This window comes from Propioniciclava sp. MC1595 (genome assembly GCF_017569205.1).
GTDB lineage: Bacteria > Actinomycetota > Actinomycetes > Propionibacteriales > Propionibacteriaceae > Propioniciclava.
The window spans coordinates 1,634,546-1,654,980 of the sequence record NZ_CP071870.1; the positions used below are offsets into that span (position 1 = coordinate 1,634,546).

Genomic DNA, 20,435 nt, shown 5'->3' on the forward strand with positions numbered 1-20,435 from the left:
ACCCCGATCGGGCCCTGAGGGGGGCCCTGAGCCGCCAAATCAAGACCAGAGTCGTACAGCGATCCCCTGCCCGCGGTGGACGCGGCGGCCGCGGACCCGCTGGTGGGGCCCGCGGCGTCCGATCAGTTCGCCCCGGCCTGGTCGACCAGCCACGCCAGCTGGAACGCGCGCTCGCGCCAGCCCTTGTACCGGCCGGAGACGCCGCCGTGGCCGGCGACCATCTCGGTCTTGAGCAGGATCGGCCGGTCCTCGCCGTTGGTGGCGACGTCGCGGAGGCGGGCCACCCACTTGGCTGGCTCGGTTACCTCGACGCGGGTGTCGTTGAGGCTCGTCGTGGCCAGGATCGCCGGGTACTGCACGGCGGCGATGTTCTCGTAGGGGGAGTAGGCCTTCATGCAGGCGTAGACCTCAGGATCCTCGACGGGGTTGCCCCACTCCTCCCACTCCATGACGGTCAGCGGCAGGTCGGGGTTGAGGATCGTGGTCAGTGGGTCGACGAACGGCACCGCGGCGTGCACGGCCCGGAACAGCTCGGGGGCCAGGTTCACGGCCGCGCCGATGAGCAGGCCGCCGGCCGACCCACCCTCGGCGAGCAGCCGGTCGGGCGCGACGTGGCCCTCGTCGACCAGCACGTGGCCGCAGGCCACGAAGTCGGAGAAGGTGTTGGGCTTGGCGAGCTCCTTGCCGCCGTCGTACCACGGACGCCCCAGCTCGCCCCCGCCGCGCACGTGGGCGATGGCGAACACGAACCCCTTGTCGAGCAGGGAGACCCGGCTCATGGCGAAGTACGGCATGGTCGGGGCCTCGTAGGCGCCGTAGCCGTAGAGCAGGCCGGGTGCGGTGCCGTCGACGGGGGTGTCGCGGTGGCGCACCAGCGAGATCGGGACGCGCGTGCCGTCGGCGGCGGTGGCCCACAGGCGCTCGCTGACGTAGGCGGTCGGGTCGTAGGCGCCGTGGACGGGGTGGTCGAGCACCGGGGTCTGCTTGAGCAGGCGGCGGGTGCCGGTGGCGAGCTGGTACTCCCACACGCTGGGCGGGCTGACCATCGACTCGTAGCCGAGCCGGATCCGGTCGGTGTCGAAGTCGGGGGAGTCCTCCGAGCCGACGTCGTAGAGGGCCTCGTCGAAGGTGAGCTCGGTGAGCGTGCCCAGGGTGCCGTCGGCCTCACGCGGGATGACCGTGACGCCGGCCAGCGCGTTGGTGCGGTGGTCGACGACCACGGCGGTGGCGTAGACGCTGACGCCGGTGAGGCGGGTCTCGGGGCGCTCCTCGATGACGGTCTCCCAGTGCTCGATGCCCGGGGTCGCCAGTGGGGCGCGGCTGAGCTTGAACTGCGGGGCGCCGTCGTTGTGCAGGATCCACAGCGCGTCGGGTGCCATCTCCACCGAGTACTCCAGGCCCGGACGCCGCGGCTGCACCACGGTCAGGGGCCCGGTCGGGTCGTCGGCGCGGAGCAGGTGGGTCTCGGTGGTGGTCTTGGACGCGAGGTCGACGAACACCCACTGGTAGTCGCGGGAGGTGTCGACGCCGACCCAGAACCGCTCGTCGGGCTCGGTGAAGACCAGGGCGTCGGCGTCCGCGGGGGAGCCGATGCGGTGGCGCCAGACCTCGTGGGGGCGCCAGGCGGCGTCGACGCGGGTGTAGAGGAGCCAGTCGGGTCCGGCCCACACGCCCCCGGCGCCGATGCCCGTGATGGGGCCGTCGATCACCTCGCCGGTGGCGAGCTCGACCACGTACAGGTCGTAGCGCTCGTCGCCGCGGGTGTCGATCGAGTACGCCAGCCGGCGTCCGTCGGGGGAGACCAGAGCCAGCCCGATCGAGAAGAAGTCGTGGCCCTGTGCGAGCGCCTGCGCGTCGATGAGCACCTCCTCCTCGGGCGAGGGCTCGGTGACATCGGGGATGTCGTCGCGGTTGGTGGCCGGGATGCGGCAGGTGCGGCCGTAGTCGTCGCCCTCGCGGGTTCGGCCGTAGTACCAGTAGGCCGAGCCGTCGGTGTGGGTGACGTGCAGCGGCACCGACATGTCGGTCTGTTTGGTCCGCGCCCGGATGTCCTCGTACAGCTCGTCGGCCAGCGGGGCCAGGTGCTCGGTGTGGGTCGCCGTCCACGCGTTCTCGGCCTCGAGGTACGCCAGGAGCTCGGGGTCGGTCTTGTCCGCCATCCAGCGGTACGGGTCGGCGACCTCGTCGCCGTGGACGGTGCGGGTGAACGGGCGCTGGGGCGCGTCGGGCGCGCTGGTCATGGCATCGGGCACGCGGGCCAGCGTAGCCCGCGGTTGCCGAGCAGCCATTTGGGTGGGGGAGCATCGCGTGCAACAATGGCGGTTGCGCCAGCCGTTGACAGGTCCCGGCCGACGCATGCCCGCAACCCGGACGAGACGAGAGGGCTCACGTGACTCCACGCTCCAGCGCAGCAGGCGCGTCCGACTCCCCGAAGGCACCCGCGCGCACCCGTACGCGCAAGGCTGCCGCGGCCACCGAGGCCCCGGAGGCGGCCGAGGAGACCAAGCCCACCCGCACCACGCGGCGCACGACCACGGCCAAGGCCGCGACGACGAAGACGGCCGCCGCCAAGCCGGCGACGAAGGCCGCCGCCGCGAAGGCGCCTGCGAAGCCGCGCGGCCGGGCGGCCAAGGCCGCCGAGCCCGAGGTGGAGGAGACCGAGGTCGTCGACGAGACCGCAGAGGTCGACGAGGACGCCCCCGAGGTGCTCGAGGACGAGGACATCGAGCTCGAGGAGGACGAGGTCGTCGAGGAGCCGACCGTCGCCGAGGTGCTCAGCCCCGCGGCCCTCAAGGAGGTCAAGTTCGAGCGTGACGGCGACGACGTCGTGCTCACCGTGGGCGGCAAGAAGCGTTCCCTGGACGAGGTCGACGAGGGCCAGTTCAACGAGGGCGAGGCGGCCAAGGAGGAGAAGAAGCTCGTCGAGGACGAGGGCTTCACCGTCTCCGACGCCGACGACACCGACGAGCCCGAGCAGCAGGTCATGGCCGCCGGCGCCACCGCCGACCCGGTGAAGGACTACCTGAAGCAGATCGGCAAGGTGGCCCTGCTGAACGCCGAGCAGGAGGTCACGCTGGCCAAGCGCATCGAGGCCGGCCTGTTCGCCGACGAGTCGATCACCGAAGGCAGCGTGAAGGCGGCCGACCTCGACGACTTCGAGTGGATCGCCGAGGACGGCAAGCGCGCCAAGAACCACCTCCTCGAGGCGAACCTCCGCCTCGTGGTGAGTCTGGCCAAGCGCTACACCGGCCGCGGCATGCTGTTCCTGGACCTGATCCAAGAGGGCAACCTGGGCCTCATCCGTGCGGTCGAGAAGTTCGACTACACCAAGGGCTACAAGTTCTCGACCTACGCGACGTGGTGGATCAAGCAGGCCATCACCCGCGCCATGGCCGACCAGGCCCGCACGATCCGCATCCCGGTGCACATGGTCGAGGTCATCAACAAGCTCGCCCGCGTCCAGCGCCAGATGCTGCAGGACCTGGGTCGCGAACCCACCCCGGAGGAGCTCGCCAAGGAGCTCGACATGACGCCCGAGAAGGTCGTCGAGGTACAGAAGTACGGCCGCGAGCCGATCTCCCTGCACACCCCGCTGGGCGAGGACGGCGACTCCGAGTTCGGTGACCTGATCGAGGACTCCGAGGCGGTCGTCCCGGCCGAGGCCGTGAACTTCACGCTCCTGCAGGAGCAGCTGCACGACGTCCTCGACACCCTCAGCGAGCGCGAGGCCGGCGTGGTCTCGATGCGCTTCGGCCTGACCGACGGCCAGCCCAAGACGCTGGACGAGATCGGCAAGGTCTACGGCGTCACCCGCGAGCGGATCCGCCAGATCGAGTCCAAGACCATGAGCAAGCTGCGGCACCCGTCGCGCTCGCAGGTCCTCCGCGACTACCTGGACTGAGCCGCCTCGAAGGCCGCCAGCAGGCGGTCTGAGAACAACACGAAGCGCACCCCGTCGACCCGGTCGGCGGGGTGTCGCCGTACCGCGGCCAGGGCGATGCGGGCGACCTCGTCGCCGTCCCAGCCGTAGACGCCCGCGCTGACCGCCGGGAAGCTCACCGTGCGGGCACCCAGCTCCTCGGCCACCTCCAGCGAGCGGGTGAAGCAGGACGCCAGCTGCTGCGGGTCGGTCTGCCCCGCGCGCCGGTTCGGGCCGACCGTGTGGATCACCCAGCGGGCAGGCAGGTCGAAGCCGGGGGTGGCCACGGCGTCCCCGACGGGCAGGCCGTCGGGCAGGGAGGTGGCCCGCAGCTCGCGGCAGGCGGACAGGAGGCCTGGGCCCGCGGCGCGGTGGATCGCACCGTCCACTCCGCCGCCGCCCAGCAGCGAGGAATTGGCCGCGTTGACGATCGCGTCGGTGGTCTCGGTGGTGATGTCGCCCTGCACGCACGTGATCCGCATGCCCCCATTCTGGGCCCCGGTGCGGCGGGCGCGGGTAGGGTCGGGCACATCATGAGCAGCGTTGATGTCTCCGTCCTCGACCTCGCGACCGTGCGGACCGGCTGGTCCACGTCGGACGCCCTGGCCGCCACCGTCGAATTCGCCCGGGCCGCCGACGAGCTGGGTGCCCGCCGGTTCTGGATCGCCGAGCACCACAACATGCCCTCGGTGGCGGCGACCACGCCGCCGGTGCTGATCGCCGCCGTGGCGGCCCGCACCGAGCGCATCCGGGTGGGTTCGGGCGGCGTCATGCTGCCCAACCACTCGCCCTACGTCGTCGCCGAGCAGTTCGCCGCGCTCGAGGCCCTGTACCCCGGGCGCATCGACCTCGGCATCGGCCGGGCGCCGGGCGCCGACCAGGTCACCGCGTGGGCGCTGCGTCGCTCCCAGGAGGGCCTGGGGCACGAGGACTTCGTCGAGCACCTCCAGCTGCTGCAGGCCTGGCTCAGCCCGCGGGGCGTCCGGGTCGGGATGGGGATGACGCTGACGGCCACGCCCGCGGCGTCCGGCTACCCCGAGGTGTGGCTGCTGGGCTCGTCGGACTACTCGGCGCGGCTCGCCGGCAAGCTGGGCATCCGGTACGCCTACGCCGGCCACTTCGGCCAGTTCGACCCCGCGGCGGTGTTCGCGCTGTACCGGGACTCCTTCTCGCCGAGCGAGGGTCTGGAGGCCCCGCACGCCATGCTGTGCACCTCGGCGCTGGTGGGGGCGACGGAGGAGGAGGCCGCCTACCTGGCCGGCCCGTCCACGATCAGCTGGATCAACATCCGTCGCGACACCCGCGAGGCGCTGCCCTCGCCAGAGGAGTCGGCGCGCCGCATCGACGCCATGGGCGGGGTGGACTTCTCGGGCACCAAGGTCGTCGGCACCGCCGACCAGGTCCGCTCGCGGCTGGAGGAGATGGTCGCCGACTGCGAGGTCCAGGAACTCATGGTGCTCACGACGGCCTACGACGTGCAGACCCGCATCGACACGCTGGCCGCGCTCGTGTGACACGACCCGGACACGCACACGGGGCCCCAGCGATCTGCCGGGGCCCCGTGGTGGTCTGGGGGAGCGGGTCAGCCGAGGCGGCTGGTCTCGTCCTGGATCTTCAGGGCGACCTGCTTCAGCTTGTCGGAGTGTGCGCGGCCGTGGTGGGCGCAGAACAGGAGCTCGCCACCGGACGTGAGGGTCACGCGGACGTACGCCTGCGCTCCGCAGCGGTCGCAGCGGTCCGCAGCGTTGAGGGATTCCATCACCGTTGTGCTCATGGGCCGTTCCTTCCTGGCTGTTCGGCTCGGGGCACCTGTTCCAACGCGTGCGCTGGGTGGTTTGTTCCCGTGCCCCGACGGTACCCGAGGAACCCAAGGGGGACCGGCGACGCGCGGAGTTGTGACGCGTTCGTCACGCGGGCCGGGTCGGTCCGAGGAACTGTCGGTGGCCGCAGGTAGTCTGCGACGGTGACCTCCAGCAGCACCAAGACGCCCCCCAAGCCGAAGACCGACAGCCGCGACTACGAGGCGCGGCACCTGCTCGTGCTCGAGGGGCTCGAGGCCGTCCGCAAGCGCCCCGCGATGTACATCGGCTCGACCGACACGCGTGGCCTGATGCACTGCATGTGGGAGATCATCGACAACTCCGTCGACGAGGCGCTGGCCGGGCACGGCAAGCACATCACGGTCATCCTCCACGCCGACGGCTCGGTCGAGGTCGGCGACGAGGCGCGCGGCATGCCCGTCGACATCGAGCCCCGCACCGGCCTGACCGGCGTCGAGGTCATCCATACCAAGCTGCACGCCGGCGGCAAGTTCGGCGGCGGCTCCTACAACGCCACGGGCGGCCTCCACGGGGTGGGTGCCTCCGTCGTCAACGCGCTGAGCTCGCGGCTCGACGTCGAGGTCGACCGCAACGGCGCCACGTGGGCCATGTCGTTCCGCCGGGGGGTGCCGGGCGTCTTCGACGGCCCGGGTCCCGACGCCGGCTTCACCCCCGACAACACCCTGCGCAAGATCGGCCGCGTCGCCAAGGCGAAGACCGGCTCCCGCACCCGGTACTGGCCCGACCGGCAGATCTTCCTCAAGGACGCGAAGCTGTCCGGCACCCAGCTCGCCCAGCGGGCCCGCCAGACGTCCTTCCTCGTCCCCGGGCTGAAGATCACCGTCGACGACCGCCGCGTCGCCGGCGACGAGCACGTCGACGTGCACCTGCACGAGGGCGGCATCTCCGAGTTCGCCGAGTTCCTGTCCGAGGGCGCGCCGGTCACCGAGGTGCTGCGCCTGCAGGGCTCCGACCGGTTCACCGAGACGGTGCCGGTGCTGGACGCCGCGGGCTCGATGACGCCCACCGACGTCGAGCGCGACCTCGACGTCGACATCGCGCTGCGCTGGTCGAACAGCTACGACAGCAAGCTCGCCTCCTTCGTCAACATCATCGCCACGCCCAAGGGCGGCACCCACGTCCAGGGCTTCGAGCGCGGGCTGGTGCGCGCGTTCGGCAAGGCCCTGGAGGGCACCAAGCTGATGAAGGCGGGGGAGGAGGTCACCAAGGACGACATCCTCGAGGGCCTCACCGCGGTCGTGACCGTGCGCCTGGCCGAGCCGCAGTTCGAGGGCCAGACCAAGGAGGTGCTGGGCACCCCGCCGGTGACGCGTCTGGTCGCGCGCATCGTGGAGCAGGAGCTCGGGGAGTTCCTCACCACGACCAAGGCCGCCCTGCGCCCGATGGCCCGGGCCGTGCTCGAGAAGGCGGTCGCCGCGTCCCGCACCCGCGTGGCCGCCCGCGTGCACAAGGAGAACCAGCGCCGCAAGAACGCGCTCGAGTCCAGCTCGCTGCCGCCGAAGCTGGCCGACTGCCGCAGCTCCGACAACGAGCGCACCGAGCTGTTCATCGTCGAGGGTGACTCGGCCATGGGCACGGCGAAGCTGGCGCGCAGCTCCGAGTTCCAGGCGCTGCTGCCGATCCGCGGCAAGATCCTCAACGTGCAGAAGGCCTCGACCGCCGACATGCTCAAGAACGCCGAGTGCGCCGCGATCCTGCAGGTGGTCGGCGCCGGGTCGGGCCGCACCTGCGACCCCGAGCAGAGCCGGTACGGGAAGATCATCTTCATGGCCGACGCCGACTCCGACGGCGCCCACATCCGCACGCTGCTGGCGACGCTGTTCTTCACCTACATGCGCCCGATGATCGAGGCCGGCAAGGTCTACACCGCCGTCCCGCCGCTGCACCGCTTCGAGCTGACCAACCCCAAGCGCGGCCAGGAGAAGTACATCTACACCTACTCCGAGGCCGAGTACCAGCGGAAGCTGGCCGAGCTGACCAAGCGCGGGGTCGGGTTCAAGGAGCCGCAGCGCTACAAGGGTCTCGGCGAGATGGACGCCGACCAGCTCAAGGAGACCACGATGGACCCGCGGCACCGCCAGCTGCGGCGTATCACGGTCGAGGAGGGGGAGAGCCTCGAGCAGGCCATCGCCACCTTCGAGAAGCTGATGGGCAACGAGGTCGCCCCGCGCAAGGAGTTCATCGTCGAGGGCGCCTACGCCCTCAGCGCCGAGCGCATCGACGCCTGATAACGGGCGCGCGGTGTCCGCTCCGTGGGCGCCGCGCACCCCGAAGTGCCCATGTCAGGGGGGCAGGGCTAGGCTCGCGAGCATGACCGATGACGGCATCTTCGACGACCTCCTGGCAGCCAACAAGCGGTACGCGCGGTCGGCCCCCCGCGAGTTCGACGGCATCGCCCACCAGGGCGTCATGATCCTGACCTGCATGGACAGTCGCATCGAGCCGCTGGAGATGGTCGGCCTCATGATCGGCGAGGCGAAGATCCTCCGTACGGCCGGCGCCCGCCTGACCGACCGGGGCCTGGCCGCCTTCATCATGGGCGTGCACAAGCTGAACGTGAACCGCATCCTGCTCGTGCCGCACACCAAGTGCGCCGCCTCGTCGCTGGACGAGGCGGGCATGCGCGCAGCGATCATGGGCGCCTCGGGCATCGACCCGGGCGACTTCGAGTTCGGCGTCTCGCCCGACCAGCTCGGCAACCTGCGCGCCGACTGCGAGCGGCTGCGCACCCACCCGCTGATCGCCGGGTTCGCCGAGGTCGGTGGCTTCCTCTACGACGTCGAGACGGGGCTGCTCTCCCGCGAGTGCTGAGGCCCGGCCTCAGGGGGACGTGAACTGGGTCATCGTCCACGACTGGCCCGGCAGCTCCAGCGCCGTGCACAGCCAGCGCCGCGCGTCCAGGTGCAGGGTGCCGACGGCCTCGTCGTCCCCGACCCGCCCGAGCACGACCTGCGCCGGGCCGAACAGGCCCTCGACGACGCGGATCGGCTCGTAGTCGTCCTCGCCGCGCCCCCAGACCGGCAACAGGTCGGGGCGCAGCATCCCGACGACGGGGTGCACCCAGCCGTCGGGGCGTCCGCTGGGCACCTCGGCGGCGCCCCCGGCCGGGATCAGGTGCCAGCACCGGACGCCGTCCGGCCCGCCCGTCCACTCCCGGTTCCAGGACCGGACGACCCAGCGCCCCGCACCCGCCACCGACACCTCGAGCGTGTGCTCGTCGTCGGCCACGAGGGCGCTCGCGACGCGCCCCGCGGCGGCCTCGGCGAGGCTCGTCAGGAGCGCGTCGACGTCCATGTCAGAACAGCGCGCCGTCGTCGGGCGCGTCGGTGGCGTCCTCGCCCGGGGTGTCGTCCACGCCGGCCCCGGCCAGCGAGGCGGGCGACGGGGCCGTCCGGACGCCGTGGGTCCGGGTCCCGATCCCACCCAGCGGCTGGGTGAGGGGGGTGCCGGAGCCGTCGCGGCGTCCGTCGTGCACGGTGGTGAAGTCGATCGGGGCGCCCGAGGGGGCCGCGGCCACGACCGGCGTCGGGCCGGCCCACGCCGCGAGCAGCGTGGTCTCGCCCTTGAGGAACCGGTGGCAGCGGACGCCGCCCGTCGCGCGGCCCTTGCCCGGGTACTCGGTGAACGGGGTCACCTTCGCCAGGCCGGCCTCGGTGCCGGGCAGGCCCGAGCCGGTGCCGGAGACCGTCACCACCGTGGCCTCGCCGTCGGGCACGAGCCCGAAGAACACCACCGAGGCGCCCTTGGCCAGCTTCACGCCCGCCATGCCGCCGCCGCCGCGACCCTGCGGGCGCACGCCGGCCGCCGGGAAGTGCAGCAGCTGGGCGTCGGAGGTGATGAAGCACAGTTCGCCGGAGTCGTCGGCCAGTTCGACCGCACCGACGACCTCGTCGCCGTCGTCGAGCCGGATGACCTCCCATGCATCCTTGGCCAACAGCTCGGGGTTGGTGCGCTTCACGACCCCGTTGCGGGTGCCGAGCGCCCAGCCGTACGTGGCGTCGCCCAGCGTGGTCAGCGCCAGCACCCGCTCGCCCTTGGCGAGGTCGAGCAGTTCGGTGGCCAGCGAGCCGCCCTGCAGGTTGGGCGCATCGGCGGTGATCGCGATGGAGGGCAGCTCGATCGCCTGCGCGCGCACGACGCGTCCGTGCGAGGTGAGCACGCCGTACTCGCCGCGGGCCGTGGTGCGGATCGCGGAGGTGATCACGTCGTGCTGGGCGCGGCGTCCCTGGGCGGGCATCTCCTCGGCGGTGTCGGCGCGGGCCAGCAGCCCGGCGGAGGAGAGCATCACCCAGCACGGGTCGTCGGCGATCTCCAGCGGGGTCGCCTTCGCCGCGGTGACGGTGGCGCCACCACCGGCGAGCAGGACGGTGCGCCGCGGCGTCCCGTGCACGCGGGCGACCTCGTCGAGCTCGCGCGCGACCAGCGCCCGCAGCTCGTCGTCGTTCTCGATGATGTGGGACAGGTCGGCCAGCCGCTGCTCGAGCTCGCCGCGCTCCTTCTCCAGCTCGAGGCGGGAGAACTTGGTCAGCCGGCGCAGCTGCAGGTCGAGGATGTAGTTGGCCTGGACCTCGTCGAGGTCGAAGACCTCCATCAGCTTGGCGCGGGCCTGGGCGACGTCGTCGGAGCCGCGGATGATCGCGATCACGTCGTCGATGTCGACGATGGCCAGCAGCAGGCCGCGCACCAGGTGCAGGCGGTCGGCGGCCTTGCGGTACTGGAACCGGGTGCGCCGCAGGGTGACGTCGAGGCGGTGGTCGGCGTACACGACGAGCGCGTCGCGCAGCGTCAGCGTCTGGGGCTGGCCCTCGACGAGGGCGACCATGTTGATGCCGAAGCTGTCCTCGAGCTTGGTCATCCGGTACAGCTGCTCGAGCATCGCGTCGGGGTTGATGCCGTTCTTGACCTCGATGACCAGGCGCAGGCCGTGGGTCAGGTCGGTGAGGTCCTTCATGTCGGCGATGCCGGTGATCTTCTTGTTGCGCACCAGCGTCGAGACCTGCTCCATGATCCGCTCGGGGCCGATCATGTAGGGCAGCTCGGTGATCACGATGCCCTTGCGGCGCGGCGAGGTCTGCTCGATGCGCGCCGTCGCGCGGATCTTGAAGGTGCCGCGCCCGCTCGCGTAGGCGTCCGCGATGCCCTCAAGGCCGACGATCTTGCCGCCGGTGGGCAGGTCGGGGCCGGGTACGTAGCGCATCAGGTCCTCGACGGTGGCGTCGGGGTGCTTGAGCAGGTGCTTGAGGGCCTGCACGCACTCGACGAGGTTGTGTGGCGGGATGTTGGTGGCCATGCCGACCGCGATGCCGGTCGACCCGTTGACCAGCAGGTTCGGGAACGAGGCGGGCAGCACGACCGGCTCGGTCATCTTGCCGTCGTAGTTGGGCTTGAAGTCGACCGTGTCCTGGTCGATCTCGCCGGTCATCGCCAGCGCGGCGGGTGCCATCCGGCACTCGGTGTAGCGCATGGCCGCGGGGCCGGCGTCCAGCGAGCCGAAGTTGCCGTGGCCGTCGACGACCGGCAGGCGCATGGCCCAGCCCTGGCCCAGGCGCACGAGCGCGTCGTAGATGGCGGTGTCGCCGTGGGGGTGCAGCTTGCCCATCACGTCGCCGACGACGCGGGCGCACTTGACGTGGCTGCGGTCGGGGCGCAGGCCCATGTCGTCCATCGAGTAGAGGATGCGGCGCTGCACGGGTTTGAGGCCGTCGCGGGCGTCGGGGATGGCGCGCGCGTAGATCACCGAGTAGGCGTACTCGAGGAAGCTGGTCTCCATCTCCTCGGTGACGTCGATGTCGGTGATTCTCTCCGTCGCCTCGTCGTCGACCGGCGGCTTCGCTACCACGTGCTTCCCCCACTCCTCCCGAGCTACCCGCTCGTCGTGCCATTGTGCCCAACCGCGACCGGACGCCGCGGGTGCCACTCCGCCGCCTGCCGCGGTTCAGGACAGGCCGAGGAACTCCCGCATCTGGCGCTTCAGGCCGCGGCCGTCGGGCGCCTTGAACACCGGGATGTCCCGGGGGAGCGGCTCGTCGCCGGCCAGCGGCTCGGTCGTGCCGTGGGCCAGGATCTGCTCGGCCGGGGTCAGCTGCCGGATCGCGATGGCCAGCACCCGGTCGGGGTTCGCGGTGGCGAACTCGCTGTAGATGTCGAGGTCGTGCTGGCCGTCGTCGCCCACGAGCAGCCACTGGATGCGCGGGAAGTCCACGGTGAGCTGGAGCAGCGCGTTGCGCTTGTGCTCCTGGCCCGAGCGGAACCACCCGGTGTTGGTCGGCCCCCAGTCGGTGAGCAGCATCGCGCCCTCGGGGTAGCGGTGCCGGCGCATGAACCGCTTCAGGAAGCCGTGGGTGTTCCACGCGCCGGTCGAGAGGTACATCACGGCCGCGCCGGGGTGGCTCCGGAGCACCTCGTCGTAGAACACGGCCATGCCGGGGATCGCCTGCCGGGCGGCCTCGGTGCGCATGAAGGAGTGCCACGCGGCGATGAAGGGGCGCGGGAGCATCGTGGACAGGATCGTGTCGTCGATGTCGGAGACCATCCCGAACCGGACGTCCGAGCCCACGACCTGCGCCTGCACGACCGACTCCTGCGAGGTCGCGGTGCGGATCGTGCCGGCCTGCCAGCCCGGCCCGAGGCCGTGGCCGCGCAGCCGGTGGTCGACGTAGCCGCCCCGGTCGGTGGTGCCGGTGACCTCCGCGTCGCCGAGGGTGATGGTGTAGCGGGCGTGCACGCACGCGGCGGTGAAGAAGTTGCGCCAGCCGCGGCGGCGCAGGAACTGCTCGGCGGCCTGGCCGAGGACCGTCTGGGCGAACGGCGGGGACAGCACGACCCGGCCCAGCACCCGGGCGAAGCCCTCGTCGCCGTAGGCCGTGTACGCGATCACCCGTTCCTGCCACCCGAACGCACGGAACAGCTGTTCGAGCCGCCGGTCGAGGAAGAGCTCGAGGCGGGCGGCGAAGAACGGCCGGTTGCTCATGGGGTTCACCGTAACCGGTCCGGGGGACCGGTTTCCCGCCCGCCCCACCGGCGTGGGACAATGCCGCCCATGACCACGCTCCCTGCCGACCTGCGCGCTGCCATCGTGGCCTCGGGGTACTTCCCCGAGTTCGTGTCCGCGACCGTGGCCCAGGCGATCGCCGACGAGGAGGTCGTGGACAGCCTCGTCCACCACGAGGCGACGTTCAGCTCGACCGAGCTGCACCGGCACGTCACCGTCCTGGTGCTGACGCCCACGCGGTTCATCGTGGCGCACACCGACGACGGCGAGCACCCGAACGTCCACCAGGCCCTGACCACCGTCGAGACGGTGTCCCTGAGGCACATCCGTTCCGTGGCGCTCACCCAGGTCGCCGCGAACCCCGAGCGGTTCGGCCGCGGCAAGCACGGCACCACCGAGACGTGGCTGGTCGTGAACTGGGGGGCGGTCCGCCGCCAGGAGGCCGAGCCCGCCACGTGCGGCGACCCGAACTGCGACGCCGACCACGGGTACACGATCCAGGACCTGGCCGACGACCTCACCGTGCGGATCAGCGCCGCCGCCGACGGCGAGGACGCCGTGTCCGGCCTCGTGCGGTTCGCCGCCCGCCTGCAGCGGGTGGCGGTCTAGTGGAGGCGCCCCTCGTCCCCGCCTACGGGGAGTCCACGCTGGCCGACGTCGTCCCGGCCCTCGCCGCGTCCCTCGGCATCGACGGGTGGTCCGACGCGCTGGGCCTGCCGGCGTCCGACCGCTGGGTGCTGCTGCTGGTCGACGGGCTCGGCGCGCACAACCTGGCCGCCGCCCTGGAGGAGGCACCCTTCCTGGCCTCGCTGCTGGCGCAGGACGCCTCGACCACGGTCACCTCGGGCGCACCCAGCACCACCGCGACCTCGATCACGAGCCTCGGCACCGCACTGCCCCCGGGGCAGCACGGCATCGCCGGCTACGCGTTCCGCAACCCGGTCGACGGCGGCTACCTCAACGCGCTGACCTGGGCCGACGGGCTATCGGCCCTCGACGTCCAGCCCCGGCTGACCTCGTTCGAGCGCCTGTCCCGGCAGGGCGTCACCCTCACCTCGGTGAGCCCCGCCCGCTTCGCCGGCACCGGCCTCACCGAGTGCGCGCTGCGCGGCGCCCGATTCCACCCGGTCCCCGACGAGGACGACCACCCGGCCCGCATCCAGTGGACCGTCGACGGCGCGGCGTCCGGGGACAGCTCGCTGGTCTACCTGTACGAGCGCTCGCTCGACCACACCGGCCACGGCATGGGCTGGCAGACCGAGCACTGGCGGGCAGCCCTGCGCCGCATCGACGCGCTCGCCCGCGACCTGCGCGAGGCGCTGCCCGACGACGTCCGCCTGCTCGTGACCGGCGACCACGGCATGATCGACTCCCCGCCCGAGCGCTGGGTCGTCGTCGAGGACGTGCCCCACCTCGCCGACGACCTCACCCTCCTGGCCGGGGAGGGCCGGTTCCGACAGCTCTACTGCGAGCCCCGCGACGTGGACGCCGTGGCCGCCCGGTGGCGCGCCGTCATGGGCGACCGCGCCTGGGTCGTCACCCGGGAGGAGGCCGTGGAGTCCGGCTGGTTCGGGCCCGTCGACCGCCGCCTGGCCCACCGCTGGGGCGACGTCATGGTCGTCTGCCGCGACGACTGGGCGGTCATGACCCGCCGCCAGCCCAAGGAGTTCGGCCTGGTCGGCATGCACGGCTCGCTGACCGAGTTCGAGATGCGCGTCCCGGTGCTGGTCGGCTGATGGCGCACCTGACGTACTTCACCGGGCCGATGAACTGCGGCAAGTCCACCCTCGCGCTGCAGGTCGACTACACCGAGTCCACGGCCGGACGCCGCGGGCTGCGGTTCACCTGCTTCGACCGCGGCGGGGAGGCCACGATCAGCTCGCGGATCGGGCTGGTGCGCGCCGCCATCGAGGTGACGCCCTCCTTCGACTTCTGGGCCCACGTCACCGGCGAGCTGACCGGTGGCCGCCGGGTCGACCACCTCGTCTGCGACGAGGCGCAGTTCTACACCGAGGCGCAGGTGGACGACCTGGCCAGGATCGTGGACGAGCTCGGCATCGACGTGTCCTGCTTCGGGATCCTCACCGACTTCCGCACCGAGCTGTTCCCGGGCTCGCGCCGGCTGGTCGAGCTGGCCGACCGGATCGAGATGCTGCAGGCACGCCCGCGCTGCTGGTGCGGGGCCCCGGCCACCCACAACGCGCGGGTCGTGGACGGGGTCATGGTCGTCGAGGGCGACCAGATCGCGGTCGGCGACACCGAGGGCGGGGGAGCGGGCGTCGTCTCCTACGAGACGCTGTGCCGCGCCCACCACCGCGTGCGCCAGCCGGCCGTGGGCCGCGGCGTCGACGCGACGCCCGACCCGCTGCCGTTCGGCGAGGCCTGACTACTCCTCGGCGTCGCCGCGCGGCGAGCCGAACATGATCTCGTCCCAGCTGGGCACCGACGCGCGCTTGCGGCGGGTCCGGGGCTTCGGCTTGGGAGTCGGCTCCTCGACGTCCTCGATCAGCGCGAGCTGCTCGGGTTCCTCGGCGGACGCCGCGGGCTCGGCCTCGGCGGCGGGGACCGGCTCCGGCTCGGGTGCCGGGGTGGGCTGGACGGGCTCCATGCGTGGGACCAGGCCCGTCATCTCCTCGTCGGCCGACTCGTCCTCCTCCTCGACCTCGGGCTCGGGGTCCGGCTCGGCGACCGGGGCCGCCTCGAGGGGCGTGGACTCCTTCGGGTGCACCAGGCCGGCGTAGATCTTCACCGAGTCCTCGTCGAAGCTCGAGAGCATGTCGTAGAGGATGTCGAGGTCGCCGCGGGCGGGCGGGACGATGTCGAAGACCCCGTCCACCTCCTGCAGGTCCCCGTCGTGGAACGCGTCCTCGGCGTCGTCGTCGGAGGAGTCGGTGTGGGCCTCGGGGGAGGACACCTCGACGGCGTCCTCGGCGTACGGCTCGTCGGCCCGGGCGTCGTCCTCCGCCTCGGGCTCGTCCTGGGTGGCCTTCACGAGCGCCAGCTGGTCGGTGCTGCCGTCGCCGATGAGGGCACGGCCCTGGTCGTTGGCGGCCACGGAGAAGCGGCCCATGGCGTCGAAGACGAAGAGGCCCTCGCGGGGGGCGCCGTCCTGCTCGAAGGCGACCTTGACCTGCCAGCGGCGGTCCTCCAGCTTCCACGCGTCCCACTCCGCCTCGTCGGCGTCCACGCCCTTCGCGGCCAGGGCGTCGGCCACGGCGTTGCGCAGGGTGCGGTGGGAGGTGGTCTCGCCGCGGCGGCGCACCGGGTTGGTGCGGGCCAGGCCGGCGATGTAGTCACGCTCGGCGATCACCGGGTCGGCGAAGGCCGCGATCTTCTCGACCGGCACGCCGGCCGCCTCGGCCACCTCGTCGGGCGATGCCCCAGCGCGGATGCGCGCCTGGATGTCGCGCGGTCTGAGGGCACTCTCCATGGTCACTCTCCGGGGTAGGTCTCGCCGCTGGTCGTCACCGCAGCGTATCGTGCCCCCACGCCGTGACGGGGGAGCCGCTCCGGTGGCACGGGGCTCTGCCGCCACCGCTCCCGATGTGTCCGCCCTTGACGGGTGTGGTATATACGTCCGTGCGTGGTCCCCCGGGGCCAGTGAGGTCCATCCGCGTTTCGAAAGGCATCATGGCGACTGATTACGACGCTCCTCGCAAGACGGACGAGGAGAACGAGGACAGCATCGAGGAGCTCAAGAGCCGGCGCAACGACAAGAACTCGGGGAAGGTCGACGAGGACGAGGTCGAGGCCGCTGAGTCGTTCGAGCTGCCCGGCGCCGACCTCTCCCACGAGGAGCTGACGGTGCGTGTCCTGCCGCGTCAGGCCGACGAGTTCACCTGCGCGAGCTGCTTCCTGGTGAAGGGCCGCACCCAGCGCGCCCTCGAGAAGAACGGCCTGGTCTACTGCGTGGACTGCGCCTGAGCTAGGAGCCTGCTGAACAATCTGTCCGCGTGCCCACGGGACTGACCGGCAGCTGGCTGGAATTGTTGGGTTGTGCAGGGTGAGTCGAGTCCGCAGCGGGATGTGTTGGACGTGGAGTCGCTGGCGGGGCATTTGTTGCCGGCTGGCAGCGTGTTCCGGTTCTTGGCCGAGCACCGGCACCGCCTGTTCCCGGACGCGTTGTTCGCCGACCTGTTCCCGTCGGGGCGGGGCCGGCCATCGATCCCGGGCGAGGTGATCGCCTCGGTGATCGTGCTGCAGGCGTTGAACGGTTTGTCCGATCGGGAAGCCGTCGAAGCGCTCACGTTCGACCTGCGGTGGAAAGCGGCGTGTGGCTACCCGGTCGACAAGAAGGCGTTTGATGCGTCGTCGTTGACGGTGTGGCGGGCTCGGCTGGCAGCGTCGGAGCGGCCGCAGCGGATCTTCGAGGTGGTCCGGGACGTGATTGACGCCACGGGTGCGGTGAAGGGCCGGACGCGGCGTGCCCTGGACTCGACGATCCTGGATGACGCGGTGGCAAGGCAGGACACGGTCACCCAGCTGATCGCGCAGGTGCGCCGGGTGGGCCGGGAGGTGCCCGGCGCCCAGCAGGTAATCGAGCAGCGCTGCACCCGGCTGGCCGCGCTGACCGGCCAGGGGTACGACAGCACCGGCAAGCCGCGGATCGCGTGGGACGACCGCCAGGCCCGCGACGAACTGGTCACGGCGCTGGTCAACGACGCGCTCGCCCTGCTCGCCGGCCTGGACGCCGAAGCGATCACGGCTGCTGGCGGCAAGCCGGCCGAGGCGGTCGCGTTGCTCGCCTTGGTGGCCGGTCAGGATGTTGAACCAGCCGAGGGTTCCGTCGGCACGGATGGCCGGTGGCGGATCGCCCGCCGGGTCGCCCCGGACCGGGTCATCTCAACGGTCGACCCTGATGCGCGGCATGCGCACAAGACCGTGGAGCGCCGCCAGGACGGGTTCAAGGCCCACGTGGTGATCGAGCCCGACACCGGCCTCGCGACCATGGTCGAGTTGACCAAGGCCGCCGGGCCGGACAACAGCGACGCCACCGTCGGTGCCAGGCTGGTGGTGGCTGATCCGACCATCGACAGCCCGGTCGAGGTGCTGGGCGATTCGGCCTACGCCACCGGCGACATGCTCGCCGTCCTTGAGGCCAAGAGGTGGGTGCCGCTGGTCAAACCCTGGCCGATCCGGCCGGCCGTCGAGGACGGGTTCACCATCGACGACTTCACCCACGACCCTGCCGCCGGCACCCTGACCTGCCCAGCAGGAGTAACGAAGACCATCACCAAGACCCGCAAGGCGGTGTTCGGCATCGCCTGCCGGGCCTGCCCGTTCAGGCAGCGATGCACGACCGCCGCGAAAGGCCGCACCATCCAGCTGCACCCCCACGACCTGCTGCAACGCGCACACCGCCAACGGGCCGCCGGCGAGGGCTTCCAAGCCACCTACCGCCGGTACCGGCCCATGGTCGAACGCACGATCGCGTGGCTGGCCCGAGGCAACCGCAAAGTGCCCTACCGAGGCGTCACGAAGAACGACAACTGGCTCCACCAACGAGTCGCGGCGATCAACCTCCGCCGCCTCCTGAACCTCGGCCTCAGCTTCGGCAACACCGGCTGGGCGATCGCCTGACCAGCCCCGGAACGAGCTTGAACACCAACCACACGGGTCCACCACGACCCTCAGACAAGCGCGACGACCCCGCTGTCGCACTCAACTGCGCTGACTCACACTCGCGGCTCGACAGCCGCGGCGGCGTCCCACCCGCCACCCACGTCCAACCCGCCGTCAGATAGACGCCTTGTTCAGCAGGCTCCTAGAACTTCAGGTTGACGTGGCGCAGCGGGCTCGCCGAGCCCGTGAACGCCTCCCAGCGCCTCGCCGCGAAGCGGTTGATCAGCACCTGGGACAGCCCAACCCCCATCGCCATCGCCAGGACCCAGATCGCGGCGTGCGTGGTGGGGGTGTTCGGGTCATTGGGCTCGGGGGGCTCCTCACCCGTCACGAACTGCCAGGCGCCGTCGACGGCCTTCTTCGTGGCGACCGCCGCGACCAGGCCGACCACGGTCGAGTAGGCGTTCCACACGATCTTCTGCGAGAAGTCCATGGGACTCATCCTAGGGGCACCTCCCGCGCCCGCTAGGTTGGACGGGTGCACTATCGCGAACGTCTGAACGCCCCGGCGTGGTACTGGCTGGTGGGCGTCCTCTTCGGCGCCTCCACCATCATCGCGGTCGGGTTCTGGTACGGCCCGTGGGTCGCCTTCGGCGGCGGGCTCGTGGTGGCCGCCGTCATCACCGTCGCGCTGGCCTGGTTCGGCCGCACCGAGCTGGCCGTGGACGCCGACGGCCTGCGCGTGGGTCCGTCGCTGCTGGAGTGGCCCTGGCTCGGCGAGGTCGAGGTGCTGGACGCCGCGGCCACCCGCGAGTGCCTCGGGGTCGGGGCGGACGCCCGCGCGTTCGTCACCCAGCGCCCCTGGCTGAGCGAGTCGGTGCAGGTCACCGTCGACGACGCCGCCGACCCGCACCCCTACTGGCTGGTCTCGAGCCGCCGTCCCGCCCAGCTGGCGGCCGCCATCGAGACAGCCCGCGCGCAGGCGGCCTCGTGAGCGACCTCGAGGTCCTCGTCCGCCGGCTGGACGACGGCGTGCCGCTGCCGCGGTACGCCCACCCCGGCGACGCGGGGGCCGACCTGGCCACCGCCGAGGAGGTCGAGCTGGCCCCCGGCGACCGCCGCCTGGTCCGCACGGGCATCGCGCTCGCGGTCCCGGAGGGCTGGGCCTGCTTCGTGCACCCGCGCTCGGGACTGGCGGCCCGCCACGGCCTGACGATCGTGAACGCGCCGGGCACCGTGGACGCCGGCTATCGCGGGGAGATCATGGTCTGCCTGCTCAACACCGACGCCAGCCGATCCGTGATACTCCACCGGGGCGACTTGATCGCGCAGCTAGTCTTCCAACGCGTCGGACGGGCGGGATTCGCCGAGGCCGACGCACTGCCCGAGAGCGTGCGTGGCAGCGGCGGGCACGGGTCCACCGGTGGGGTCACCGCGTGGGCCGACGATTCGATCCCCACGGGGGAAGGCGGAGGTAGGAACCAGTGAGCGACGAGGCGATCGAGGACTTCGAGGACGAGCTCGACGAGCCCGGGACCGACGACGACTTCGACCCGCGCGCGGACGGCCCGTTCGACTTCGACGAGGTCGACCTGGACGCCGACGACGTCGAGCGCGTCACCTTCGGCCCGCTGATCATCACGCCCTTCGACGGGCTGGGCCTGCAGCTGCACGGCGACCCCGCGACCGGCACCGTGCGGGCCCTGCTGGCCGCCTACGGCGAGTCCGGCCTGGAGCTGGCGCTGTTCGCCGCCCCGCGCACCGACGGCCTGGCCGAGGAGCTACGCGAGGAGACGATCGAGGAGGCCACCGGCGCCGGCGGCCACGCCGAGATCGCCGACGGGCCGTTCGGCCCTGAGGTGCGCCGCGTCCTGCCGATGGAGGGCCCCGAGGGCGAGCAGCTGTTCCACGTCTCGCGCATCTGGCTCGTCGAGGGCCCGCGCTGGCTGCTGCGCGGCACCCTCATGGGTCGTGCGGGCATGGTCGAGGGCGAGGCCGAGCCGGCCGACGTCTTCGTCGAGTTCTTCCGCAACGTCGTGGTCAAGCGCGACGACGCCCCGCGCGTGCCCGGCGAGCTGATCCACCTCGCCCTGCCGCAGGGGGCCGACGCGCAGGGTTAGGC

General features: G+C 71.8%; 20 protein-coding genes. 12 read left to right on the forward strand and 8 right to left on the reverse strand.

From position 1 onward, the window contains the following. Nucleotides 1-122 precede the first annotated feature (122 nt). Nucleotides 123-2,252 carry a S9 family peptidase gene (locus J4N02_RS07740; protein WP_243760901.1) on the reverse strand — a complete coding sequence of 710 codons (2,130 nt, stop codon included), beginning with the start codon at nt 2,250-2,252 and terminating at the stop codon, nt 123-125. Between the two features lie 137 nt (nt 2,253-2,389). Here J4N02_RS07740 and J4N02_RS07745 point away from each other — a divergent pair, with 137 nt between their 5' ends. Then, nucleotides 2,390-3,901, forward strand: a complete 1,512-nt coding sequence (locus J4N02_RS07745; protein WP_188333315.1) for an RNA polymerase sigma factor — start codon at nt 2,390-2,392, stop codon at nt 3,899-3,901. Here the strand turns inward: J4N02_RS07745 and J4N02_RS07750 are convergent. Continuing rightward, nucleotides 3,889-4,401: an O-acetyl-ADP-ribose deacetylase gene (locus J4N02_RS07750; protein ID WP_188333314.1), complete on the reverse strand. Its 513-nt coding sequence runs from the start codon at nt 4,399-4,401 to the stop codon at nt 3,889-3,891. The genes J4N02_RS07745 and J4N02_RS07750 overlap by 13 nt on opposite strands. 51 nt (nt 4,402-4,452) lie before the next feature. Between J4N02_RS07750 and J4N02_RS07755 the strand changes: the two genes are divergently transcribed. Beyond that, nucleotides 4,453-5,433 carry an LLM class flavin-dependent oxidoreductase gene (locus J4N02_RS07755; protein ID WP_188333313.1) on the forward strand — a complete coding sequence of 327 codons (981 nt, stop codon included), beginning with the start codon at nt 4,453-4,455 and terminating at the stop codon, nt 5,431-5,433. A gap of 68 nt (nt 5,434-5,501) precedes the next feature. Here the strand turns inward: J4N02_RS07755 and J4N02_RS07760 are convergent, their stop codons facing one another. Beyond that, nucleotides 5,502-5,693: a hypothetical protein gene (locus J4N02_RS07760; RefSeq protein ID WP_182816058.1), complete on the reverse strand. Its 192-nt coding sequence runs from the start codon at nt 5,691-5,693 to the stop codon at nt 5,502-5,504. Between the two features lie 189 nt (nt 5,694-5,882). Here J4N02_RS07760 and J4N02_RS07765 point away from each other — a divergent pair, with 189 nt between their 5' ends. Together J4N02_RS07765 and J4N02_RS07770 are read left to right on the forward strand one after the other, a co-directional pair. After that, a complete protein-coding gene (locus tag J4N02_RS07765; protein WP_243760902.1) occupies nt 5,883-7,988 on the forward strand; it encodes a type IIA DNA topoisomerase subunit B in 2,106 nt (701 codons plus the stop codon). 82 nt (nt 7,989-8,070) lie between these two features. Continuing rightward, on the forward strand, nt 8,071-8,571 hold the full coding sequence (locus J4N02_RS07770; RefSeq protein ID WP_188333312.1) for a carbonic anhydrase: 501 nt from the start codon (nt 8,071-8,073) through the stop codon (nt 8,569-8,571). A 9-nt stretch (nt 8,572-8,580) separates the two neighbouring features. Here J4N02_RS07770 and J4N02_RS07775 read toward each other — a convergent pair whose 3' ends face one another. From J4N02_RS07775 to J4N02_RS07785, 3 genes are all read right to left on the reverse strand, one after another. Next, nucleotides 8,581-9,054 carry a hypothetical protein gene (locus J4N02_RS07775; RefSeq protein ID WP_188333311.1) on the reverse strand — a complete coding sequence of 158 codons (474 nt, stop codon included), beginning with the start codon at nt 9,052-9,054 and terminating at the stop codon, nt 8,581-8,583. A 1-nt stretch (nt 9,055) separates the two neighbouring features. Beyond that, nucleotides 9,056-11,599, reverse strand: coding sequence for a DNA topoisomerase (ATP-hydrolyzing) subunit A (locus J4N02_RS07780; protein WP_243760903.1), 2,544 nt, complete (start codon nt 11,597-11,599; stop codon nt 9,056-9,058). Nucleotides 11,600-11,695: 96 nt separating this feature from the next. Then, on the reverse strand, nt 11,696-12,730 hold the full coding sequence (locus J4N02_RS07785; RefSeq protein ID WP_188333310.1) for an App1 family protein: 1,035 nt from the start codon (nt 12,728-12,730) through the stop codon (nt 11,696-11,698). A gap of 69 nt (nt 12,731-12,799) precedes the next feature. On the opposite strand from J4N02_RS07785, the gene J4N02_RS07790 reads away from it, so the two are divergent. Genes J4N02_RS07790 through J4N02_RS07800 form a run of 3 tightly spaced genes read left to right on the forward strand, consistent with a single transcriptional unit; the run spans nt 12,800 to nt 15,137 of the window. Then, nucleotides 12,800-13,360 carry a DUF5998 family protein gene (locus tag J4N02_RS07790; protein ID WP_223202353.1) on the forward strand — a complete coding sequence of 187 codons (561 nt, stop codon included), beginning with the start codon at nt 12,800-12,802 and terminating at the stop codon, nt 13,358-13,360. After that, entirely contained in the window at nt 13,360-14,487 is a 1,128-nt protein-coding gene (locus J4N02_RS07795; protein WP_188333309.1) for an alkaline phosphatase family protein, read from the forward strand. Before J4N02_RS07790 ends, J4N02_RS07795 begins: the two co-directional genes overlap by 1 nt. Next, nucleotides 14,487-15,137: a thymidine kinase gene (locus J4N02_RS07800; protein WP_188333308.1), complete on the forward strand. Its 651-nt coding sequence runs from the start codon at nt 14,487-14,489 to the stop codon at nt 15,135-15,137. The genes J4N02_RS07795 and J4N02_RS07800 overlap by 1 nt, the downstream gene beginning before the upstream one ends. Here J4N02_RS07800 and sepH read toward each other — a convergent pair whose 3' ends face one another. Next, complete coding sequence (sepH, locus tag J4N02_RS07805; protein ID WP_260519446.1) at nt 15,138-16,286, reverse strand: septation protein SepH; 1,149 nt, start codon at nt 16,284-16,286, stop codon at nt 15,138-15,140. Nucleotides 16,287-16,381: 95 nt separating this feature from the next. Between sepH and J4N02_RS07810 the strand changes: the two genes are divergently transcribed. Then, complete coding sequence (locus J4N02_RS07810) at nt 16,382-16,675, forward strand: DUF4193 domain-containing protein (RefSeq protein ID WP_182816042.1); 294 nt, start codon at nt 16,382-16,384, stop codon at nt 16,673-16,675. Between the two features lie 72 nt (nt 16,676-16,747). Further along, nucleotides 16,748-18,331 (forward strand): IS1182 family transposase, encoded by a 1,584-nt coding sequence (locus J4N02_RS07815; protein ID WP_188334847.1) that lies wholly within the window; start codon nt 16,748-16,750, stop codon nt 18,329-18,331. Nucleotides 18,332-18,515: 184 nt separating this feature from the next. On the opposite strand, the gene J4N02_RS07820 is transcribed toward J4N02_RS07815, so the two are convergent. Then, entirely contained in the window at nt 18,516-18,806 is a 291-nt protein-coding gene (locus J4N02_RS07820; RefSeq protein ID WP_182816040.1) for a DUF4235 domain-containing protein, read from the reverse strand. A gap of 45 nt (nt 18,807-18,851) precedes the next feature. On the opposite strand from J4N02_RS07820, the gene J4N02_RS07825 reads away from it, so the two are divergent. Genes J4N02_RS07825 through J4N02_RS07835 form a run of 3 tightly spaced genes read left to right on the forward strand, consistent with a single transcriptional unit; the run spans nt 18,852 to nt 20,433 of the window. Further along, entirely contained in the window at nt 18,852-19,307 is a 456-nt protein-coding gene (locus J4N02_RS07825; RefSeq protein ID WP_182816038.1) for a DUF3093 domain-containing protein, read from the forward strand. Further along, the gene (gene dut, locus J4N02_RS07830; protein ID WP_243760904.1) at nt 19,304-19,801 is read left to right on the forward strand and encodes a dUTP diphosphatase; all 498 of its coding nucleotides are present in this window, start codon (nt 19,304-19,306) and stop codon (nt 19,799-19,801) included. Before J4N02_RS07825 ends, dut begins: the two co-directional genes overlap by 4 nt. Next, entirely contained in the window at nt 19,798-20,433 is a 636-nt protein-coding gene (locus J4N02_RS07835; protein WP_243760905.1) for a DUF3710 domain-containing protein, read from the forward strand. Before dut ends, J4N02_RS07835 begins: the two co-directional genes overlap by 4 nt. Nucleotides 20,434-20,435 lie beyond the last annotated feature (2 nt).